Annotated in this window: 15 protein-coding genes and 1 pseudogene; 8 read left to right on the top strand and 8 right to left on the bottom strand. The window is 65.0% G+C overall.

Features of this window, described 5'->3' with window-relative positions:
- Positions 1 to 90 precede the first annotated feature (90 nt).
- From ACIBTM_RS45595 to eccD, 3 genes are all read right to left on the bottom strand, one after another.
- Complete coding sequence (locus tag ACIBTM_RS45595) at positions 91 to 378, bottom strand: hypothetical protein (protein WP_395883342.1); 288 nt, start codon at positions 376 to 378, stop codon at positions 91 to 93.
- 97 nt (positions 379 to 475) lie between these two features.
- Positions 476 to 1,885: a type VII secretion protein EccB gene (eccB, locus tag ACIBTM_RS45590; protein WP_395883341.1), complete on the bottom strand. Its 1,410-nt coding sequence runs from the start codon at positions 1,883 to 1,885 to the stop codon at positions 476 to 478.
- Positions 1,885 to 3,282, bottom strand: a complete 1,398-nt coding sequence (gene eccD / locus ACIBTM_RS45585; protein ID WP_395883340.1) for a type VII secretion integral membrane protein EccD — start codon at positions 3,280 to 3,282, stop codon at positions 1,885 to 1,887. Before eccD ends, eccB begins: the two co-directional genes overlap by 1 nt.
- A 139-nt stretch (positions 3,283 to 3,421) precedes the next feature.
- On the opposite strand from eccD, the gene eccCa reads away from it, so the two are divergent.
- Together eccCa and mycP are read left to right on the top strand one after the other, a co-directional pair.
- Positions 3,422 to 7,396, top strand: a complete 3,975-nt coding sequence (eccCa, locus tag ACIBTM_RS45580) for a type VII secretion protein EccCa (RefSeq protein WP_395883339.1) — start codon at positions 3,422 to 3,424, stop codon at positions 7,394 to 7,396.
- A gap of 303 nt (positions 7,397 to 7,699) precedes the next feature.
- Positions 7,700 to 8,803: a type VII secretion-associated serine protease mycosin gene (gene mycP / locus ACIBTM_RS45575; protein WP_395883338.1), complete on the top strand. Its 1,104-nt coding sequence runs from the start codon at positions 7,700 to 7,702 to the stop codon at positions 8,801 to 8,803.
- Positions 8,804 to 9,398: 595 nt separating this feature from the next.
- On the opposite strand, the gene ACIBTM_RS45570 is transcribed toward mycP, so the two are convergent.
- Positions 9,399 to 9,842, bottom strand: coding sequence for a DUF6069 family protein (locus ACIBTM_RS45570; protein ID WP_395883337.1), 444 nt, complete (start codon positions 9,840 to 9,842; stop codon positions 9,399 to 9,401).
- An 891-nt stretch (positions 9,843 to 10,733) separates the two neighbouring features.
- Here ACIBTM_RS45570 and ilvB point away from each other — a divergent pair.
- From ilvB to ACIBTM_RS45555, 3 genes and pseudogenes are all read left to right on the top strand, one after another.
- A pseudogene (ilvB, locus tag ACIBTM_RS45565) lies at positions 10,734 to 12,449 on the top strand (biosynthetic-type acetolactate synthase large subunit); the annotation flags it as partial.
- Between the two features lie 343 nt (positions 12,450 to 12,792).
- Positions 12,793 to 13,848, top strand: coding sequence for an alcohol dehydrogenase catalytic domain-containing protein (locus tag ACIBTM_RS45560; protein WP_395883336.1), 1,056 nt, complete (start codon positions 12,793 to 12,795; stop codon positions 13,846 to 13,848).
- A 14-nt stretch (positions 13,849 to 13,862) separates the two neighbouring features.
- Complete coding sequence (locus tag ACIBTM_RS45555) at positions 13,863 to 14,867, top strand: hypothetical protein (RefSeq protein ID WP_395883335.1); 1,005 nt, start codon at positions 13,863 to 13,865, stop codon at positions 14,865 to 14,867.
- Positions 14,868 to 14,992: 125 nt separating this feature from the next.
- On the opposite strand, the gene ACIBTM_RS45550 is transcribed toward ACIBTM_RS45555, so the two are convergent.
- Positions 14,993 to 16,414, bottom strand: coding sequence for a cytochrome P450 (locus ACIBTM_RS45550; protein ID WP_395883334.1), 1,422 nt, complete (start codon positions 16,412 to 16,414; stop codon positions 14,993 to 14,995).
- A gap of 483 nt (positions 16,415 to 16,897) precedes the next feature.
- On the opposite strand from ACIBTM_RS45550, the gene ACIBTM_RS45545 reads away from it, so the two are divergent.
- Positions 16,898 to 17,629: an aromatic amino acid lyase gene (locus tag ACIBTM_RS45545; protein ID WP_395883333.1), complete on the top strand. Its 732-nt coding sequence runs from the start codon at positions 16,898 to 16,900 to the stop codon at positions 17,627 to 17,629.
- The gene (locus tag ACIBTM_RS45540) at positions 17,623 to 18,429 is read left to right on the top strand and encodes an L-tyrosine 3-hydroxylase (RefSeq protein WP_395883332.1); all 807 of its coding nucleotides are present in this window, start codon (positions 17,623 to 17,625) and stop codon (positions 18,427 to 18,429) included. Before ACIBTM_RS45545 ends, ACIBTM_RS45540 begins: the two co-directional genes overlap by 7 nt.
- Before the next feature lie 681 nt (positions 18,430 to 19,110).
- On the opposite strand, the gene ACIBTM_RS45535 is transcribed toward ACIBTM_RS45540, so the two are convergent.
- Complete coding sequence (locus ACIBTM_RS45535) at positions 19,111 to 19,938, bottom strand: transposase (protein ID WP_395883331.1); 828 nt, start codon at positions 19,936 to 19,938, stop codon at positions 19,111 to 19,113.
- Positions 19,935 to 20,060, bottom strand: coding sequence for a hypothetical protein (locus ACIBTM_RS45530; RefSeq protein ID WP_395883330.1), 126 nt, complete (start codon positions 20,058 to 20,060; stop codon positions 19,935 to 19,937). Before ACIBTM_RS45530 ends, ACIBTM_RS45535 begins: the two co-directional genes overlap by 4 nt.
- A 182-nt stretch (positions 20,061 to 20,242) precedes the next feature.
- On the opposite strand from ACIBTM_RS45530, the gene ACIBTM_RS45525 reads away from it, so the two are divergent.
- A protein-coding gene (locus tag ACIBTM_RS45525; RefSeq protein WP_395883345.1) for an IS5 family transposase occupies positions 20,243 to 21,030 on the top strand; the annotation gives its coding sequence in 2 pieces (ribosomal slippage) (positions 20,243 to 20,587 and positions 20,590 to 21,030; 786 coding nt in all).
- On the opposite strand, the gene ACIBTM_RS45520 is transcribed toward ACIBTM_RS45525, so the two are convergent.
- A complete protein-coding gene (locus ACIBTM_RS45520; RefSeq protein ID WP_395883329.1) occupies positions 21,020 to 21,565 on the bottom strand; it encodes an FAD-dependent monooxygenase in 546 nt (181 codons plus the stop codon). The genes ACIBTM_RS45525 and ACIBTM_RS45520 overlap by 11 nt on opposite strands.
- Between the last annotated feature and the right edge of the window lie 403 nt (positions 21,566 to 21,968).

Raw genomic sequence — 21,968 nt, 5'->3', positions numbered from 1 at the left:
TCACCGCCCAGGCCTTGTCCGTCAGCTCACCACGACCCACCACAATCCATCATCTGCACACGATCATGGAAAAGATCCGCAGGACACGCCCTAGGCGATCCGGTTCGCACTGTCCTGCTGCTGCAGCTTGCTGAGCGTCGTGTTCATCGCATCGATCATCGCCGTGAGATTGACCTCGGCGATGTCTTTCATCCTCAGGTCCCACTGATCGTGGGCCGCGACGAGCGAGTTGACCATATCCCCGGAGTTACCCGCCTTGACCAGGTTGACCTCCTCCGTCGCGTTCTGGCGGCGCTGCTGAATTCGGTTCTGCACTTCCTCGTGCTTCCGAATGATCTCCTGAAAAGCCGGGATATCGATCTGGGTTTGCTGTGCCATCCCTTTTCCCTTCATGGTTCTGGTTCTCGGGGTGTGTCACCATAAAAACAAAGGTTCCATCCTGCGGCGAGGCGTCTTTTATGACCTGACCGCGTTCCTAGGGGGTTCCTTCGGCAAGCGCCGACGCCCTGCTCAGTACCGGTCCTGTCGGCAGCAAGGCGAGGAAGCGGCTCGCCACCTCCACAGCGGAGCCACCCGAATACCCCAGCGCACCGGCCACCGAAGGATCGGCCAGCGGAAACTTGATCCCCACGTCGGTGACGAGGTACTCGGTGCCGGCAATCGCACCCGGCGCCGGCAGGTCACGCGCGAGAACTCCGCTGCCCGCGGGAATCGACACCTGGTCGACGGTCGATCCCGCGACATGCCGGCCGCTGGGAGCCGCTTTGGCGTTCACCTCGGCGGCGGCCATGAGCACGAAGCCGCTCTTGCCACCGGATGGATCCGACCGCACACAAGGCACCGCGCCATCGGAAAGTGCCGTATTCAGCAGCATCGGGGGTGCCGGCGGGTACCCGGCGTAGTCCTCGTTGCCGATCGTCGGTACTCCGGTCAGCGCGCCCGGGTCGACTTCGATCGGCGCGACATTGCCACCGCCGTATGCCTGTCTGGTGTCCGGTGACGCGAGCAGCAGCGCCTCGACGGTCGTTGTCAACGGCTTGATCCCGTTCTCGACGACGACGAAGTGTTGCTCACTGTTCAGTGCCGGGTTCCGTGCTCGCAAGATCTGCCCGACGACGGTGGTCCTGCCATCGATCACCGGCCCCGCCGAACCGAGCTGGGCGATCTTCGGCATGGCGATGTCGCGGCCGACGGGGATCGAGTTCAACCAGTTCGCGGGCACCGGAATCGCACCGGCAGCCGAATATCCGAGAGCACCGGCGACAAAGGCCCCGAACCGGTATCGACGTCCCTGCCACAGCAGCTGTCGTGCACCGTCGGGCCCGGACACCAGGATCGCCTGGCCCGCTGTCACCGGCTGCCCTGCCGTACTGCCGAGCAGCAAGGTCACGGGTCGCGGAGCGCCGGACACCGCGACACACACCGTCCACGGCCCCTTGTCGATCCCGTCCGCCGGGGGGATCGCGTCCGGCGCGCCGGGAATACCGATCGGTACGCCCACAGGAACCCCGCTGAGCGATTTCGCCGAGAAGAGTTCCACGGCGCCTCCGGAACCGCTGCCGCTACCAGCGGCCGCGAGCTTGGCCGAGCTGAAGTTCAGTACCGGCCGGAGCCGCCCGTCGAGGTAGAGGAAACGAGCACCGCTGCTCTTGTCCACGATGATCGTGCCGGGCCGCTGCCAGTCGGTGCTGGTCGCCGGCGCGTAGAGCCCCACGATCCAGAAGATCCCGACCAGCAGTGCGGCCAACAGGACACCGAACGTCGTTCCCATGCTGAACCGCCGCGTCGGCGGCTCCAGAATGTCCGGCTTGCCGTGGGTCAGCGCCGAAAAGAGCCTGCCCACCACGAAGAAATAGGCCTGGACCTGATCCTTTCGTGACTGCATCAGCCACCCAGCCCGCGGATCAACCGGTAGACGTCGAGTACCCCGAGCAGCAGCGGGAGCACGGCGACCGCGGTGAGCAGTTCGAAGATGTCGACCGCGCGGCCCCAGTACGGCCGCAGCCGCTTGCCCGGCAGCCGTTCACTCGCCAGCATCAGGCCCACCCCGGCGAGCGCCATCCCGACCCAGACGCCGAGCACCCCCGGCATATCGCTCCAGATACCGGTCAGTCGCATGGTGAGGGTGAAGAAGGCGACCCCGGCCGGCGTCAGTGCCGCCCACCGCTGCACCGCCCCGTCGAGGTGCTTGGCCCGCATGAGCAACAACGGCACGAGGACCGCGTTGAGGGCAAGCGCGAAAGCACCACCGGCCGAAGCGAAGATCAGCAGCTGCGCGCTCTGCGCCAGCCCGCTTCCGATGTGCAGCGCGTTCAGGTAGCCGATAGCGGCCTTGCCCCGGTCGACCACGATTTCATGCGGTACCGGATCGATGTCCTCGCGCAGCTCGTCGCTATTGCTCGGCAGCAGCGGGAGAGTCATGCCGCCAAGCCGGAACCCCAGCCCTGGGATGAACAGCCCTGCCACCAGCGTGACCACGATGCCGATACCTGCGGCTTCCGGCGCCGTCAAGGGAGTCGTCGCACCGACGAACAAAGGCACGTCCACCAGCAGCAAGGCCGTCAAGGCACCGGTGAACAGCGCGGCCCCGTCCGCGACGAGGACGACTCCGATGAACAGCGCGACCAGCGCACCGAGCCCTGCGCCCGCTCCCCTCACCATCCACGACGAAATCGGGGCGATCACCCCCACACCGAGCCCACATGCGACAGCGGCGTATGCGGCGGCGACACCGGCCAAAACCACCGCCGTAAGCGAGTTGGCCGCAGCACGTGCCACCACGCCCGCGCCGATCAGCAGGACGACCGCGGCGGCCCCGGCGATCGCTGCCGAAGCCGACGGAGTTTCCGGCAACAGGACAGCCACCAGTCCGACCAGCCACACCGCCGCTCCACCAAGGGTCAGCATCCAGCGTGACCGCTGCGGCGTCCACGTCCCGGAATGGGTCCTGACCTGCTCTGCGACCCCGTCGACGAGGTCGTCGTAGTCGATCGGCTCGAACTTGTCGGCACGTGGCCGGAGATACAGCGTTTCGCCATCGAGAAGATCTAGCTGGGCAGGCGTCAGCTCCTCGTCCAGCGGGTGCTCACCGAGCCGCTGCACGACGTACCCCTGATGACCGCTTCCCTGCTCGACCGCATCCGTACCGAAACCGGACAACACCGCAGGCAGCACATCGCCCAGCGGCACCTCGACCGGTAACGCCACATCCCTCGTCTGAGACCCCAGAACAAACCGTAGCCGTCCCGGCGCTCCTGTGCGATGCTGTAACTGCTCTTCCATTTCAGGTCGTCCGATCCTTTCCCACCACGGCGGAACACACGACGACCAGACCGTAGCCACCGGAACACCCATCCCAAGAGGCGTTTCAGGGCACCCATCCCGGCATCCTCGGGAAACCATGCGGCAAGGGAGAGCGCAGATGAGCACGGTGTTGTTCAGCCGGAAAGCACGCCAGTTCGGTCCCACCGCTCGCGACGGCGAGATCGCCTTGCAGGAACCACCGGCCGTGCCCGAACAACCCAGCGGCGGAGTCAGTTCCATCCTGATCTACGCACCCATGAGCCTCAGCTCGCTGGCGATGGTCCTCATCTTCCTCCGCCCAGGCTCGGGCCTCATCGCCTACATCGGCGGCGGCATCATGGTTCTCGCCTCGATCGGCATGATCGTCGCTCAGTTCATGCGTTCCTCGCTGCAGCACAAACAAAAACTGCACGGCGACCGCCGCGACTACCTGCGATACCTCACCCAGCTGCGCCGCACGGTACGCAGCGCGGTGGCCGGCCAGCAGAAAGCGGGACTCTGGCTGCACCCCGACCCCGGATCACTGTGGTCGACCGCGCTGTCCAGCCGGCTGTGGGAACGCCGCCCCGCACACGAAGACTTCGGCGAGGCGCGTCTCGGCCTTGGCACCCAGCGATCAACGCTGCAACTCGTGCCTCCCGAGACCAAACCCGTCGAAGATCTCGAACCCCTGGCCGCGCACGCACTGCGTCGCTTTCTACGCGCCTACACCTCCCTCCCCGACGCCCCCATCGCCGTCTACCTCCGAGGCTTCGCGAGAATCCAGTTCTCCGGCGACGAGCACGCCGTCCGCGCGCTCGTCCGATCCGTCCTCGGACAGGTCGTCACGGCACACGCTCCCGGCGACGTCAAGATCGCGGTCTGCAGGGCGGAGGAGAACAAGTCCAACTGGGACTGGATCAAGTGGTTGCCGCATACGCAGGATTCGGATTCCCGTGACGCCGCCGGCGCGAGGCGGATGGTCACCGACAGCGTGACCACCGCGGAGGCGATGCTCGGCGAGGTGTTCGTCGGACGCCCGGGATTCGAAATCGACACGCCGGTCACCGCCTCGGAGCCCTTGGTGATCCTCGTCCTCGACGGTGCCGCTGTGCCTGAGTCGCACCGGATTCGCGACGAGGGCTACCGCAACGCCGTCATCCTGGACGTGGCAGGCTCCCTGCCTTGGCAGGAAATCCCGCAAACGCTGTACTTGGAGGTCGACGAAGAGTCGATCAGCACGGTGAAATTCGATGAGCTCGGCAAACCCCAGAGCAAGTCCCTCTGCAAACCGGACAAGCTGACGGTACGCGCGGCGGAGACGCTGGCGAGGACCATGGCGCGGTTCCGGGTCGGCGAGTCGGTCGAAAACGAGGAACCACTGACGACCGACTACGATCTCGCCGCGCTGCTGGGGCTCGGTGACGTCCGGACCTTCGACCCGGCGAAGTACCGCCGTGAGCGGATGAATCCCCGGCGGCGGCTGCGCGTGCCGATCGGCATCGCCAGCACTGGCGTGCCGATCGAACTGGACATCAAGGAGTCCGCCGAGGAGGGTATGGGCCCGCACGGCATGTGCGTCGGCGCCACAGGATCCGGCAAGAGCGAGCTGCTGCGCACCCTGGTCCTGGCGATGGCGACCACACACACGTCCGAGGACCTCAACTTCATCCTGGTGGACTTCAAGGGCGGCGCGGCCTTCCTCGGGTTCGACCAGCTTCCGCACACTTCGGCGGTGATCACCAACCTCGCCGACGAACTCGAGCTCGTCGACCGGATGCAGGACGCGCTCACCGGAGAGATGAACCGGCGTCAGGAACACCTGCGCGCGGCAGGCAACTATGCCTCCCGCCGCGACTACGAAGCCGCCCGCACGCAAGGCGTGCCACTCGAACCGATGCCCGCCCTGTTCATCGTCATCGACGAGTTCAGCGAAATGCTGTCGAGCAAACCCGAGTTCATCGACGTGTTCGCGATGATCGGCAGGCTCGGCCGCAGCCTCGGGGTGCACCTGTTGCTCGCCTCGCAGCGACTCGACGAAGGCCGTATCCACAAGGTGGAAACCCACCTTTCCTACCGCATCGGGCTGCGTACCTTTTCGGCCATGGAAAGCCGTAGCGTGCTCGGCGTCCCGGACGCCTACGAACTTCCGAAGAGCCCGGGCAACGGCTATCTCCGCCCGGACACCCAGACCCTGGTGCGGTTCAAGGGAGCCTATTCCTCTGCGTCCTACCGCCCGCCGCGCAAACGGCAGGGTGCATTGGTCAACCAGGAACTGGTTTCCTTCGACACGTCTTACATCGCCCCTGCCGTACAGCCTGATCCAGAACCCGAAGAAGTCGAAGAGGACACCACTGAGCCGTCACAGACCATGCTGGACGTACTCATCGAGCGTCTGCGTGACGTCGGCCCGCGGGCCTATCAGGTCTGGCTGCCCCCGCTCAAGAAGCCGTCGACGCTCGACCAGTTGCTGCCGCCGATCGTCGACCACGCCGAGTTCGGCCCGCGCCCGGTCGGGGAGCTGACCACCGGCACGCTCGTCGTCCCCGTCGGGCTGATCGACGTACCCGCGCAGCAACGCCGCGAACCGCTCATCGCGGATCTGTCCGGAAGCAACGGGAACGTCGCGGTGGTAGGTGCCCCGCAGAGCGGCAAGAGCACGCTGCTGCGCACGCTCATCAGCGCTCTCGCGCTCACCCACACCGCCGAGGAAGTGCAGTTCTACTGCCTCGACTTCGGCGGTACGCTCTCCTCCCTGGCCAAACTGCCGCACGTCGGGAGCATCGCGAACCGGCTGGACCGGGACCGGGTGACCCGTACTGTCCTGGAAGTGTGCAACCTGATGGCACGCCGGGAAAGCCTGTTCGCCGGCCACAACATCGATTCGATGGCGAGCTACCGGCGGGCCCGCGCGAACGGGGAGTTCGCCGACGCCGATCCGTATGGGGACGTGTTCCTCGTCGTCGACGGCTGGTACACGATCCGCCAGGACTTCGACGAACTGGAAGACCGGTTCACCGAACTGGCCGCGCGAGGCCTGTCCTTCGGCATTCACCTCGTGGTCGCTTCCGGCCGCTGGTCGGAAATGCGGCCCTGGCTGCGTGACGTCCTCGGTACGCGGTTCGAACTGCGGCTCGGTGACCCGATCGACTCGGAAATCAACAGCAGGCTCGCCGCGAAGGTACCGTCGTTCCCCGGCCGTGGGATCACCAAGGACATGCTCCACTTCCTCACTGCCCTTCCCCGAATTGACGGCGCCGCCACCACAGACGACCTCGCCGAAGCGACCGTCGACATGGCCCAATCGTTCGCGGACTCGAGGATGCGGGCAGCGCCGAAGGTGGGCCTGTTGCCGACAGAGCTGAAGGTCGCCGATCTCCCCGCGCCGAAGGCGAAGTCGCCGACCACGGACGTGAGCATGGCGCTCGGTATCGAAGACACCGCGCTGGCCACCCAGTGGCTCGACTTCGACGCCAACCCCCACTTGCTGATCTTCGGCGACGCCGAGTCGGGCAAGACCAACTTGCTGCGTCACATCGCACAGGCGGTCGCCACGCACTACACGCCGGACGAGGCGAGGGTGATGTTCGCCGACTTCCGCCGGGAACTGCACGGCTGCATCCCGCAAGACCACCAGATCAACTACACCGTCGCGGCGGACGGCATGAAGGACGCCGTCAATGAAGCCGCGGAGCTGCTTCGCGCCCGGGTTCCCGGGCCGGAAATCACCCCCGAGCGGCTCCGCAAACGCGACTGGTGGACCGGCGGCAGGCTGTTCATCATCATCGATGACTTCGAACTCGCCGAGAGCGGAATGGACCCGTTGCAGTCCTTGGTTCCGCTACTGCCCAACGGCGCGGACATCGGCTTGCACCTGATCATCGCCCGAAGCACCTCCGGAGCTTCACGAGCCATGATGAGTCCAGCTCTGCGACGCATGTGGGAGCTCGGCTCACCGGCGCTGCTGATGTCCTGTCCCAAGGACGCGGGCACCTTCCTCGGCACGTTGAAGCCCCGAACCCTGCCTGCCGGACGAGCGCAGTTCGTCAACCGTCGCCGGACTGTGCGTCTCGTTCAAACCCCGCTGATCCCCGGCGCCGTGGCGAAGGACTGATCTCCTCGCCGCCGGTACCAAGGACCACGCCGGCGACAGAGGTGAAAGACCCCTTCAACTCTCAGTTGAAGACTTCGGCACTGAGTGAGGGATATCCCGAAACACTCACCGCTCGCCGCGATGCCAGGGCGCACGGCACGCTGCTCGATGAGATGGTCGATGATCGGAGAAAGGAGCGAGGCGATGAAGTTGCGCGGCATCGCGACGGCTACCGCCTTTCTGCTGTCGTCGATGGTGTTTCCGTCTGCGGTGACTCCGGCGGAAGCCGCCCCAGAGCCGCCCCAGTGCTTGAACGCACCAACCGTGAGCGACCCCACGATGCCGTGGGCGCAACGCCAGCTCGCTCCGCACCAGACCTGGCCGCTCACCAACGGCGGGGGTGTCACGGTCGCCGTGGTCGACACCGGCGTGGACGCACAGACACCACAGCTTGCCGGGCGGGTCCTCAGCGGCCTCGACGTGATCAATCCCGGCGGAGGCCGTGGCGACAGCGACTGTTTCGGTCACGGCACGTTTGTCGCCGGTCTCATCGCGGCAGCACCCGCGGCGGGAACAGGCTTCGCCGGGGTCGCTCCCGGCGTCACCATTCTCCCGATCCGGGTCGCGAACAACGCGGACGACGTCACGGCCGACGCGATCGCCCGAGGTATCCGCGCCGCCGTCGACAACGGCGCATCGGTGATCAACGTGTCGGCGAGCACGACAGTGCGGAACGCGCCCCTCGAAGACTCGATCAACTACGCGCAAGCGCATGATGTGGTGGTGGTCGCCTCCGCCGCCAACAGCGCCAAGCAAGGCGACCCGGTGACCTATCCTGCCTCCTATCCGACGGCCGTCGCCGTCGGCGCGGTCACCCCGGGAGGGCAACGCGCCGACTTCTCGCAAACAGGCCCCTACCTCGATCTCGTCGCGCCCGGGGTGGACGTGGACAGCATCGGGCCGCGAGGACCAGGACAGTGGAAAGGCAGCGGCACCAGCTACGCCGCGCCGTTCGTGGCCGGGACCGCGGCGCTGATCCGCGCCTACCACCCCCAGCTCACCGCCGACCAGGTCCGGAGGCGGCTCGAACTCACCGCCGACCACCCCGCCGCGCGTCTGCCCGACCCTCAATTCGGCTGGGGCATGGTCAATCCGACCGAGGCGGTGTCCATGGTGATCCCCGAGGAAACCGGCCGGACCGGCGCTCTTGTGAGCGGTTCGTCGGCGAATCCGCCCGCCATGCCACCTCTGGACGTGGGTCCGGTCGTCGTTGTCGCCGGATTCTTCCTGGCGCTGGTCGTCATACTCGCGGTGTGCCTGGCAGGGCGACTCGGCCCGGCGGGGCATCGCCGGCGCTGGCGCCGTGGCCGGATCGCACGCGTCGTTCCCGCCTCCGACGGGCCGTCCTCGGCCAGGTCACCGCCGTAAGGCCGTTCCGGTCTCGAACCTTGATCAACAGAGGCCCCGGGGCACTCGCTGTCCCATTCCTCCGTTGATCAAGGTCGTGCCGCACAGGAGGGACCTCCGGCTGGTGCCGAGCGGGCAAGAGCCAGGCGTCGAACGATGCTGGTGGCGAATTCGGGCCAGGTGAGTCCGGCTGATGGTGTTGTTGTGGCAGAAGAGGCGTTTGCAGGCTGCACCAACAGCACGGAGCACGACCACGAGGGAGAAGCGCTTCGGCGACCAACTCCAGCAGCGAGATCAAGCTGCCGTCGACGATGACACGGCTCGACCAGCCCGAGCTCGCGAACCTTGTTCACCAGCGCCCGAGCCGCCTCGTCCGCTGGGGCAATCCCCTCGTGCGCCGAGCGATCGGCCAACCAGAACCGCCGTACACCCGATCCTCGGAGCCCGCTCGCGCGCTGATCGTCGCCGCGTCGGTGATGTCCAACAAGGACGAACGAATGGCAGTCGGCGGCCAGCTCATCGAATTTCAACCACGGCAGCGTCACCGGCGAGACGGCGCCCTCGCGGATGGAGATCCTAAACGCGTTTCGCCTTCAACCATCACGCACCGGACAAGTCAGCCGTCATCACGCGGCAGGGGCAGAACCCGGGCCAGGACAGGGACGGTGACCGCGGCCACGACAAGATGCATCGCAACCAAGGCGAGCGCGTTGAGCAGGCTGGCACCGACGGCGAGGATCCCGAAGTCGGGCACGAACGAGACGAGTACTGCCACAGGGACGAGCATCCTGAGGCGCGCGCGAGGCTTACGCGCCTTGCGGCGCACGACATCCCAGCATGCCGCACCAAGCAGGACACCGAGCACAGTCAGGGGTGCGTACTCAGCCGGCTCCAAGCCGATGCGAGGGCCAGTGGAACCATGAGACAGACCGGCCAGGGCAGCCACGGCCGCGTTGAGCAGAACTGACGCGCCAGCGGCGATCGTCACGCCGAACGCGACTCGGGAGAACGTGGGAGCCGGACGGGCCGTCTTGGGGTCGACATCGGTGAAATTCGCCATTCAGACAACACCTTTCAAGAAATCCTTACCCAGCCATGGTCTCGATCGTAGCCATGCATCGAGACAGCTCTCTCCGCTTGGAGACGTTTCCCCGTATGTCGAGGACAAACGGGCAAAGGAGCCAGACGGCGACCTGGGGCGTCCTGAGGACGCTCCTCGCTCAGAAGGGCCGATTGACGTAGGCAAGATTTCGACTACCCAGCCGTTCCGGACTACGTTTTGCAGCCGTGGGCGTTCACGTGGCGCGGTCGTGCTCGGTGTGTGAAGACACGCGCCGCAAGGCCAAGAACTCTCTCTCAAACTGTCGGAAATTCATTACGAGAGACGTAAGGGTTCGGAAGCCGACAGAGGCCCTATCCCACCGACACGCCCGCCCTAGACGCTGCAGGGCCTCGACACCGTCTGCCTACTGATCCGCAGCGAGCGCCGACCGAACACAGCGCCACTCCCGTTGGCCAGCACTCACCTGCACTTGGTATCCGCCTGCTTCGAACCAGGTTAAACCAATGTCATCCACTGACCGACCGACTGGCGTGACTATCGGCCAGCGAAACGCGCGACACCGACCAGGGCTACGCATTTTGCGCAATACTCGGATCCGCTGAGGTATCCAACAGGGACGATGGGTTGTGGCCATTCGATGCCGGAGAGAGCTACGTGGCTCGTACAACGACGCACAAAGTGCGTTCCCGTCAACGTTCCACCGACAACAGACGACTCCCGGTGGAACGTTGACCGCGTGACGGCCGTGCCACTGCTCCATGGATCGCCGCAGCAGCCCATCGTCATTCCGGCCCGGAGCTTCCGTCTGCGTCGTGGAGATTTATGATGAATGCGCGAGGGAGCCAACGAGACGTCGCTGCAACGCATGAAGGCGCCAGTGCCGAACATCTGACCGGCGCCGTGGCGCTGGTGAAAAGCCTGGCAGCAGTCGAAGTGGAGGTCCTTTTCGGACTCCCCGGTGGCGCGATTCTCCCGGCATACGACGCATTGTTCGAATACAACGGAATACGTCATGTCCTCATGCGACACGAGCAAGCAGCCGGGCACGCCGCACGCGGCTACGCACAAGCGACAGAACGGGTCGGCGTTTGCGTGGTGACCAGTGGGCCGGGGGCGACGAATCTGGTCACTCCGCTGGCAGACGCCTATCGGGATTCCATACCACTGGTAGCCATCACTGGACAGGTACCCAGCGCAGCACTCGGGACTGACGCGTTCCAGGAGATCGACATCCTGGGTATCACGCTGCCGATCACGAAACACGGATTCTCGGTCACTGCCGCCGAGCAGATCCCCGAAGTCGTCGCGGAAGCGTTTCACCTGGCGGCGTCCGGACGCCCTGGGCCGGTCGTCATCGATATCTGCAAGGACGCACTGCAACAGCGGGCCCGGTATCGGGCGCCGGCTCCGCGAAGCCGCCCGCCGTTTGCGGGCCTGATGACCGAGAACGATACTGTCGCCGACATCCTGGAACTTCTCGGACAAGCCTCGCGCCCCGTGTTGTACGTCGGAGGCGGCATAATTCGCGGCGGGGCGTCCGGAGAACTCAAATACCTCGCCGAGCAGACCGGTATCCCGGTGGTGACCACGCTCATGGGCCTGGGTGCGTTCCCGGACGGCCACCGGTTGCACATGGGTATGCCCGGAATGCACGGGCACGTGTCGGCGGTCGGCGCCTTGCAGCAATCCGACCTGCTGATCGCCGTCGGGGCACGATTCGACGATCGGGTGACCGGCGCCGTATCCGGCTTCGCCCCGGGCGCCAAAGTCGTCCACATCGACATCGACGCTACCGAGATCTCGAAGGTTCGGCGTGCCGACGTGGCAATCGTCGGCGACTGCAAGAAGGTACTCGCCGAACTGGGCCGTGCCGTCGCCCGCCGATCTGGCGACTACGACTTCGAGGTGTGGCGGGGAGTGCTCGAAGGTTACCGACGGGAATATCGCGTCGGCTCATCCGAGCCACCCGGCAGTGAACGCCCGTCCGCGGCGCACGTGCTCCGGAGGTTGAGTGAGCTCTCCTCGCCCGACAGCCTCTTCACCACCGGAGTCGGACAACACCAGATGTGGGCCGCCCAGATTCTCGACTATCAGCGTCCGGGGTCGTTGATCACGTCCGGTGGGCTGGGAACGATGGGTTTCGCCGTTCCTGCTGCCTTGGGCGCCGGCGTCGGCCGGCCCGGAAGCGACGTATGGGCGATCGACGGTGACGGGTGCTTCCTGATGACGCAGTACGAACTCGCCACCTGTGTGGCGGAGCAGGTGCCCATCAAGATCGCCGTGATCAACAACGGCAGCCTGGGCATGGTTCGCCAGTGGCAGACGTTGTTCTACGGCGAGCGCTACTCGCATACGACTCTGGACCCGACGGGCTACGCGCCGGACTTCGTTCGACTGGCTGAGGCATACGGCTGTGTCGGCCTCCGCTGTGCTCACGCGGACGACCTCGACCGCGTGATCGGCAAGGCCAATCAGACAACCGGCGTTCCTGTACTGATCGACTTCGTGGTGTCTCCCGATGAGATGGTGTGGCCGATGGTCCCGCCGGGCGCGAGCAACGACGAAATCGAAATCGCCCGGAACAGGACCCCGGTTTGGGAACAGATCGTACGAAAGCCCGCGGACGTCGAGGCGATCGCGGATTCGCCTGAGGCTTCGTACACGATTCATGTGGTGGCCCGCGACATGCCGCACGTCACCGAACAGATCACCAAGGCCGTCCGACGGTGTGGATTCCGCATAACGAAACTCCTGGCACAGAGCGATCGGAATCCCGGGATCGTCAGCGTCACCCTCGCTATCAATCGCGTCACCAGGAACCGGACATCCGTCGCAGACTACCTGCGGGCTCTCGTCGATGTCATCACATGCCGCGTCCTCGATGCCCCGCCGCCCCCGGTCGAACCGGAATTCGAAACCAACACCGGAGAGGCTTGACATGTCAGCAATGATGACGGCCCTGACGCTGGTAGCTCACAACGAGGTCGCGTTGGCGAAGCACCGTATCCCCGAACCAGGTCCGCGTGACGCTGTCGTGCGCACCACAGCGTCGATGATGTGCTCCTCCGATGTGCATACGCTCGGTGGCGCCATGGCGGTCCCGGTAGGCCGGATTCTCGGCCACGAAAGCGTCGGAGTGGTCCACCGGGTCGGCGACGCGGTGAGCCTGGTCCAGGAAGGTCAACGCGTGGCATCCAGCGCCATCACTCCATGCGGGCGGTGCGAGTTCTGCCAGAAGGGGTCCCAGCAGTGTCACGGTTCGGTCGGCGGCTACAAGTACACGGCGCAGATGGAAGGCACACTCGCGGAGTACTTTCTGGTTCCCGACGCCGACCTGAATCTGGCAGTGATCCCCGAAGATCTCAGCGATGAGGAGGCGTTGTACGCCACCGACTCGCTCAGCACCGGCCTTGCGGCCGCGGAACAGGCGAGCATCCCCCTCGGCGGTACAGTCGCGATCTTCGCCCAAGGCGCGGTCGGTCTGGCGGCGACCATGGGCGCCAGGCTGCTCGGAGCGGGAATGATCGTCACCACGGCCACACGACCCTACAACTGCAAGCTTTCCAGGCACTACGGAAGCGACCTTGTGCTCAACCCGCATCGAGAGGACGCAGTCGAGAGGATTCGCGAAATCCTCGGCGAACACGGCGCCGACTCCGCGATAGAAGCCCTGGGTACGCACGAGACCTTCGAGCAATGCGTACGGGCGACGAAGGCACATGGCACCGTAGTCAACGCCGGCTACCACGGCTGGCAGTCCACCGCGGCGCTGCCCATTCCGATGGTGTCGTTCGGGTACGGAATGGGGGGCAAACAGATCCGATCCGTCTTGTGCCCGGGCGGCAGTGAACGGCTGAGCCGGCTGTTCACCCTCATGCTGAACAAGAGGATCGACCCCACCATGATGACCACGCACCGATTCGGCTTCGATGACGCGGCCAAGGCGTTCGGCATGCTGGCCAGTAAGTCCGACGGAATTATCAAGCCGCTCCTCACATTCTGACCAAAGGGGTACACATGACCTCCACCGCGGGCATCCTCAGCTGCGGCTATTCAATTCCGAACGGTGTACGGCGCAACAACGATCCGGTCTTCGCCGCGCTCAACCGGGAACGCAATGCCCAGGGCGTCATCGAGGCAGCGGTGTTTCGCGGGCTTGACCGGAGACACTGTCTCACGCACGGTGAACGAATCGAAGACCACGTGGTCAGAGCGTCAGCAACCGCGCTGAAGCACGCCGGGCTCGACCCACGCGACATCGACCGGCTCTACGGCTACATCACGGTCTCCGAGTACCTGACTCCCAACAGCCTGTACGAGGTACACCACGAACTCGGCCTATCAGCAGAGTCGATCGTGGTACCCATAAACAGCGAATACAGCAACTTCCTGCTCGGTGTGGTCCATGCCGCGGAGGCAGTTCAGGCCGGCCGCGCCCGCCATTCACTGGTCGCCTGCGGCGCCAACTGGAGCGGGCACATGAACTTCACGAAGGGGCACGCCGTCAGCATCGGTGACGCTGCGGGAGCGGCCGTCGTGGGACCGAGCGACCGCTTCGTGGTCGTCGACCATGCCACCTACACGTTGAGCAGCCAGTACCACGGGCTCACGATGCGCAACCGCACCGTCAAGTTCAACGGCCTCGAGCTCCTGCCGGTCGACCCGCGCACGAAGCTGCCGGTTCCGACTTACGATATGACTCAAACCGGCATCGAGGACTTGGCAGGACCGGTCAAGGACGCCGTACCAACGGTCGCGCTGAAGCTCCTCGCACGTAACAATGTCGATCCCGGCCAGGTGACGTTGATGACGCACCAGGGTTCACGGATTCTGATGGACCACTGGCAGGAGCGGATCAAGCCGCAGAAGTACCTCGATACCTTGGCCGAGCACGGGAACATGACCCTGGCGACCTATCCTGTCAACCTCGCCTACTACTTCGACGACATCGTTTCGGACTACACGCTGATCGTCGCGGTCGCTTGCGGCCTCCACGTGATGGCGTTGCTGCTACGCAACTGAGCCACGGCGCCTGCATCGTCGAAGCGCCGAACCTTTTTGTATAAGCGTCCGCGACGAGCTGTTCCAAAATCGGTGTTTCCGGCCCAGGCGCCGGGCCGGAAACACCGATTTTGGAACAGCCCCGGTCAGTGCGATGACACGTTGTGTCGTGGCGAACTCGTCAGTGGCGATCGCGGACCGACGTCGAGCAGACTCTCCGCCAGGACTACCGACAGGGATTCCACGCGACGGCTGAAGGTGCTGGGGCGCCACGGAGTTGATTGGTCGGGGTGGGCCAGGTGCACGGCCGGGTACCTGGTCAGCAGGGCGTCAAGGCCGATGGTGGCCACCATGGTGCCCAAGCGGGCGCCGACGCAGCGGCGAGTGCCGTAGCCGAAGGCGAGGTGACTCCTGGCTTGGCGGGTGACGTCGACTTCGTCGGGGTGGTCGAATCGGGCGGGGTCGTGGTTGGCTCCCACAACCGACACAATGATGTATTCCCGCGGGGGAATGGTCACTCCTTCGAGTTCGACCGGTCCGTTGGTGTGGCGGGGCAGGGCTTGGGCGAGCGAGCTTTCGTAGCGGAGCAACTCTTCGATGCCGCTGGGTAGCAACGAGGGGTTCGAGAGGATCTTGGCCAACTGCGCAGGGTGACGTAGCAGGCTCAGCAGGCCGTTCGCGACCGCGGCTGGTGCCTCCTGACCCGCGTGCAGGAGCAGTGCTACCAGCCCGTGCATCTCGAAGTCGCTCAAGATCCCGTCGTCGCAGGCACGCCACAGATCCGACAGCACGTCGTCGGCGAGCGCGTTTCGTTTCTCCTGCATCAGCGCCGCGACGAAGCCGTAGAACTTGCCCGCGGCGACACGCGCGGTCTGGGGATCGAGCATGTGAGAGTTGATCTGATCGCTCCAGCCCGGGTACGTCAACGCCATGTCCTTGGGAATCCCCAGCACAGCGGCCAGCGCCGTGTTTGCGAGCGGCACTGCGAACCGGGCGTTCACATCGATGGGCTCGCCCGCGGGTAGCGCATCGAGCAATTCGTTGGCCGTGCGCTCTACAACTGGGCGTACGGCATCGACCCGGCGCGCGTTGACCGCCTTCACCAACACGGTCCGCGCGCGGACATGCCGTTCGTCCTCCATCGCGAGCGGAAGATTGCGAGAGTGATGATCATCTGCCGGTGGCGCGATACCGAGCTCACGCGCACGCTTTACCCACCACGGCGCATCGTAGAAGTCGTTACTCACAGCTGGGTGCGCCAGCACCGCGCGGGCATCGTCGTAACGGGTGACCAGCCACACCGGCGCGCCTCCCAACTCACCGATCACCCTGGCTGGCCCACTTTCACGCGCGGCCGCGAGCGTCGGGTACGGCTCCGCGACGAACGGCAACTTGCGCAGCTCATGCCACCGAGGACAAGTCGGCTTCACCTCCGGCGCGCGATCAGTGCCATCGGCATTGCTCGCGATCTCAAAGCTCTCCGCGAACAACTGCACGAAATCACCCATCTCAATAATGATCATTTCGCCCAGTTCGTCTGTCAATCCGGCGGATTCGAGACCAGTCATGGAAATTCTCTCCTAGTACGGAAGTAATCGCGGGTGGCGCCGAAGTCATTAGCAGTGATGGAGCACAAGGATACGCTCGATCACCCGGTTTCGCGTACACGAAAACCGTGGTCAAGCCGACTGCTTTCGCGTTGCCGAGGTCCCGCTATACCTGATCCACTCACCGCCGGCCACACAAAGCACAGTGTCATCCCGAGATCTCTTCGATGGGCGGAAAAGTAGCCGATAGTCATGGGCTACCGTGGCGTCGAACTGGCCGTTCGCGCCGAGAACTGAACGATTCCGGTCACGCCTGTCCACCATCTGGACGAAAGTCCAGCTCGATCGGAATCCATCCGGCCTCCTTAGCTCATCGATATATCCCGCTGCTCGCTGGATAATACGAACACGTCGGGTTCTACCCCAGGATGTCGTTCGCACATCCGCCGCGACATACCTCACCGTATGACGGAAATTCAGGCGTGACAGGGCAATGGGAGAATCATGAGCAGTATCGCCTCGTGCTTCTTGACCGAGTCCAGCCGAACGTCGCGCCGGGAAAACCGGCAGTCGGCCGCCGCCCCCATCGACGGCGACCTGCCGGACAGCGTCGTCGATGGCGGTCGTGTGTTCGTCGATGCGAGTCTCCGTGATGGCCGGACCGTCTACGGATCGAGGGTCGGATTCGGTCCTTCAACTGTCCTCGGCCGTGCCACGACCGAGGACCAATCGTCCATTGAGTTCGTGTCCAACGTCGTGACACAGCCGGGCAACGCAGCCAGCCGGCAGATCGACCTCTCGATCGGTCCAAACCGAAACGGTGGTCTCCCCCCGACGCCGACGGCCCGCCCCGGGTTTGACCACACAGTGCCAGGCATGCAACTGCCGGTGCCTTCTCCGGTGGTCACGATGTCGCGCGCCCGCGCCCCTGCGGGGATGCAAAGCGCCTCGATCGACCTCCGCAACCAGGACCTCGTCCCGTTCGGCACACAAGGAGCCCTCACAGCGTCGACACATACTCGAACGTTGCGGCTACCGCACGTTCGTCTCGACGTCACTCTGCGTCAAGTGACGTACATCGACTTGGGCGAAATGACAGCTCCTCGCTGCGCCGCTCCGGTCGACGCACACGCCGAGCAGATCTTCCCGTTCGATCACGATCGGCTGCTGAACGAGGACATCCGAACGGCGGCCGATGTGCTCGACCGTTTCACCGCAAAGGAGATGGAGTGGTGACGGCCGCGGCACCGGTGACGCCGGTTCGGAACCTTGGGCTCACCACTCTGCTGTTGCCGATGCCGGAGGCGCCATTCGGCGACTGTTGCGGGTGCGGTGGCCCAGCGCTGAAGGAAGTTCAGGCGGCTCCGCCGGTAGCCGACGTGAACGCCGGGGCGCTATACCGCTGGTTGCTTGGCCACCACGGTGCATTCTGTGTGTGGCGCTTGACGTCCGAGGTCATTTCGGCGGGGGAGCACGGTCAGCGCGGAGCGCTGAACACGGTGGCCGCACTGGTCGATACCTACTCCGCACTGTTGCTGTACGCCGGGAGCTGCTCGCCGCATGTCTACGGCACCGTCCTCCGCACCGCGATGATCGCCATGAACCCGGCGTTCAGCGGTACGTGGGCCAGGGACTACGAACACATCTCGGCACGGCTGCGACAACTGGAGCGGTCGAGTGACTCAGCCAGCCTCAAGGAGGCATTGAGGTTCAACCGCGTCGTACACGCCACCATAGCGGTGAGAATGGTGCCTTCTGGCCGCTCGCTGTTGCGGGAGGCGGGCCGCACCAAGAATCAGACGCCGACGGACGAGGAACGCGACGTGCTCGATTCGTTCTTCTTGACGGCTCGGGGAGCAATGTGCCGACGCGGTTTCCTGGCTCAGCTCCAGCAGCGGTCTCGATTGGTTGTCGAGGACATCAGGGGGAGGCCGTTGGACGTCCAGTACGACCGCGAGCCGCTGAACCAGTTCCAGTCGCGCGTTGAGGAACATCTCGACAGGGCGACGGCGATCGCCGAGGCGATTCTCAGATAGCGACGAGCTGCCATGGCACCGGGGCCAAGTTGCCGTTCAACGATCTATTGAGCGACGTGTCCGGCGCGGGGCGGCGCTGTCGAGTTGCTTCGAAGCGAACGCCAAGATCCCCGGCCCTGCCGGGCCGCGGTCGGCCTATTGAACGATGGGCACCGACGTTGATACCGGCCTTGGCCTGCCAACGGCGGGGCCGACGTGACGGAGTCGTCGGAGGCGAGAGCGGAACCGTTCATCGGACGATGCGCGGTCGAGTGGACACCTAACCCGTATCGGCTGGTCGCTTGACGGTGCCTTCTACTTCACCGTAGTGACGGATCACGTCGAATCCGGGACACGGTGGACCTGTCCCGGTCCGCCCAGCGATTCGACCTTTCCTACCGCGATTCTCATCGACCACCTCCACGTTTACGCGAAATAGACGAGCAACCTCGAGTCAATGGATACCAGCGCTCGACATCTCATCGGTGGCGCTGACGATCACCCCAAGCCACAGAACGTAACGCGGTAAGACTCACTGGACGGCCTCAGCTTCAAACCACGTGCCGAGCCAGCGGGGCTAATGACCTCAGATCGTCGGCGGCCGCAGCGGCGACATGCGCGTCAGGCCTGAGCACCAGCACACCGGGCCGGGCAGCGAACTCTCGGGTGATGGCCGCATCGCGACGGGGCAACCCCGGCTGTTCAGCCGGAACCGAGAGATGGTGGATCGTGCCACCATGGCCGCAGCAGTTCGGCCGTCTCAACGTCGTGATCAGTGACGAGGACGGTGAGTTTCGCCAGGTCGAGCACGTCGTACAGCCGCGTCCTCCGCCGTCTACCTGGATCTGAGAGCGTGTTTGAGAAGAACAAGTGACGGGTGTGAATACGCGCTTCTGCTGTCGGGTGGAGGGTTGACCTCGGGCGATGCGGCGGGTAATGGTGTTGATCGCGACCCAGCGGATCATAGCCTCGGAGGTGACGGGGTGGCGTTCGTAGTCTCGGGCCAGGCGGCCGTGTGCGGTGATCCAGGCGAGGGTCCGTTCGACCGCCTACCACCGTGGGAGGACGGAGAAGCCGCGCTGGTCGGCAGGTTTGCGGACGACTTCGACTATGGTCCGCAGGATCGTCTGCGTCTACTCGAGCAGTCGGCCGGCGAACCCGGCGTCGGCGAAGGCGAACCGCACGCGGGGTGCGCAGGTAGAGGTCGAGCAGGATCGACTTGGCGCCGTCGCGGTCCTGTACCGAGGCCGAGCACACCATCACCGTCAACAGCAACCCGAGGGTGTCGGTCGCGATGAACCGCTTGCGGCCGTTGACCTTCTTCCCCGCGTCGTAGCCACGCGTCACCTGCTCGACTGTGTCGGCACGCTTGAAGCTCTGGGAGTCGATGATCCCCGCACTCGGCTCGGCGTCACGCCCCTCGGCGGCGCGCAACTGTCCACGGATGATGGGGAGGGTCTTCTCGGTGACCTTCTGCTGCTCCCACCGGTTGAAGTACCAGTACACCGTCTGCCCGTGCGGGAAGTTCACAGGCAGGGCCCGCCACGCGCAGCGGCCCGTACGACGTAGAGGATCGCGTCGACCACGTTCCGGCGCGGATGCTTCTCCGGTCGACCACCCGACCCGGCAGCGGGCAGCAGCAGCTCGATCAACGCTCACTGCTCATCACCGGAATCCGAGGGGTATCGCCGCCTACGCCGACCCATCCGGCTGCCATGGACAAGCCCTGCCTGAAGATCACGCAGACACGCCGATGCTTCTCAAACACGCTCTTAGAGCGTGTCTCAGTAGGGGGTTGCCTGGTCATAGTGCATGATCTTGAGCCGTGGACGATCTGTCTCGGCGGCTGGTGCCGGATGAGTTATGGGCGCTGGCGGAGCCGCTGATTCCGGAGCATGGGGTTCGCCCGCAGGGCGGTGGACCGGCGCGAGCGGACGACCGGGCGGTGTTCACCGCGATCGTGTTCGTGCTGACCAGCGGTTGCGCGTGGCGGTATCTGCCGCCGTCGTTCGGTGTCACCGTGCCGACCGCGCATCGGCGGTTCACCGAATGGACCAAGGCGGGCCTGTGGCCCCGGCTGCATCGTGTGGTCCTGGATGAACTCGGTGGCCAGGGCGTGATCGACTGGTCTCGGGCGGTCTGTGACGGTGCCTCTGTCAGAGCCAAGAAAGGGGATCTATGACCGGCCCGACCCCGGTCGATCGCGGCAAGAGTGGCTCGAAGGTCCATGTTCTGTCCGACCGGGCCGGGCTGCCCCTGTCGGTGGCGGTGTCCGCGGCCAACACCAACGACTCCTACGCGCTCAAGCCGCTGGTGATGGCCGTCCCGGCGATCAGATCCCGACGCGGCCCTCACCGGCGCAAACCAGGGAAGCTGCACGCCGACAAAGCCTACGACCAGGTCGAATTGCGAAAGTGGGTCAGCGGACGCGGCATCAAGGTCCGGATCGCCCGCAAAGGCATCGAGTCGAGCAAGAAACTCGGTAAACACCGCTGGGTCATCGAACGATCCATCGCCTGGCTCTTCGGCTACCACCGGCTCACCACCCGATACGCCAACCACTTCTGCGCCTTCCTCACCCTCGCCGCCACCCTCACCTGCTTCAAGAAGATCACCTACTGAGACACGCTCTTAATGCGTACAGCACACTGTTCGTCTGAGACAGGGCAGGACGGAGAAGCCCGCTGATCGGCGGGCTTGCGCACGACCTCGACGGTGGTCCGCACAATCGTGTCCGCCCAGTCGAGCAGGCGGCCGGCGAACCCTGCGTCGGCGAAGGCGAACCGCACAGGTACGCAGGTAGAGCCCGGGCAGGATCGACTTGACGCCCTCGCGGTCCTGCACCGATGTCGAGCACACCATCGTCGTCAAGAGCAGGCCCAGGGTGTCGGTGACGAATGAATCGCTTCCGCCCGTTGATTCCTTCCCCGCGACGTAGCCGTGCGAGTCCTGCGCGACAGTGTCGGCGCCCTTGACGCTCTTTGGGTCGATGATCCCGGCGCTCGGTTCTGGCGGAGTTCACCGCTCGCCTAGTTCGCTCGGTCGTACGGACCAGCTTCGAGATCACCGGAAGCGGGTCGCTCCCGTAGGTCTCGAGCAACGCCGGCTGGGCTTGCCCGTTGAGCACCATGGCCAGCTTCCACGACAAGTTGATCATGCCCTGACGATCTCTCCGCGGCTGCCGCCGACTTCACCCAGGCCTCCCCGATCTCACCGGAGTCGCCCCGGATGAGCTAGGCGCGGCGATGCTGCCTCGGTTCCTCTGCGCGTGGGACCACGACAGCACTTTCTCACCCTCCTACGCGCGGCGATGTCCAGTCGGACACCCGCGGACAATATGCATGAAATGTTCGCCCCCATTACCGTCTTCGTGGCTCCTGATCAAGGAGTTCGTGGTCGCCAGGCCCGGCATGATTTAGTCCCCCAGTCGTACTCATGATCCGGGGGGTGGTGTCACCGGGTTTGGTGGCATCGAGGGACCGCTGATAGGGACACGGCCGCCGCAAGGTAGGTCTCGTCGTAACGTGGCTGCCGGCCTTTGATGCTCGACTGGTGACCAT

Source organism: Amycolatopsis sp. NPDC049868, from assembly GCF_044461365.1.
Taxonomy (GTDB): domain Bacteria; phylum Actinomycetota; class Actinomycetes; order Mycobacteriales; family Pseudonocardiaceae; genus Amycolatopsis.
The sequence above is the reverse complement of the archived record's forward strand: the minus strand, read 5'-3'. Positions and strand labels throughout refer to the sequence as shown.

Coding starts and splice junctions, on each gene's coding strand:
- ACIBTM_RS45595 (WP_395883342.1), bottom strand. CDS start 378: ATGGCACAGCAAACCCAGATCGATATCCCGGCTTTTCAGGAGATCATT.
- eccB (WP_395883341.1), bottom strand. CDS start 1,885: ATGCAGTCACGAAAGGATCAGGTCCAGGCCTATTTCTTCGTGGTGGGC.
- eccD (WP_395883340.1), bottom strand. CDS start 3,282: ATGGAAGAGCAGTTACAGCATCGCACAGGAGCGCCGGGACGGCTACGG.
- eccCa (WP_395883339.1), top strand. CDS start 3,422: ATGAGCACGGTGTTGTTCAGCCGGAAAGCACGCCAGTTCGGTCCCACC.
- ACIBTM_RS45570 (WP_395883337.1), bottom strand. CDS start 9,842: ATGGCGAATTTCACCGATGTCGACCCCAAGACGGCCCGTCCGGCTCCC.
- ACIBTM_RS45560 (WP_395883336.1), top strand. CDS start 12,793: ATGATGACGGCCCTGACGCTGGTAGCTCACAACGAGGTCGCGTTGGCG.
- ACIBTM_RS45555 (WP_395883335.1), top strand. CDS start 13,863: ATGACCTCCACCGCGGGCATCCTCAGCTGCGGCTATTCAATTCCGAAC.
- ACIBTM_RS45550 (WP_395883334.1), bottom strand. CDS start 16,414: ATGACTGGTCTCGAATCCGCCGGATTGACAGACGAACTGGGCGAAATG.
- ACIBTM_RS45545 (WP_395883333.1), top strand. CDS start 16,898: ATGAGCAGTATCGCCTCGTGCTTCTTGACCGAGTCCAGCCGAACGTCG.
- ACIBTM_RS45520 (WP_395883329.1), bottom strand. CDS start 21,565: ATGATCAACTTGTCGTGGAAGCTGGCCATGGTGCTCAACGGGCAAGCC.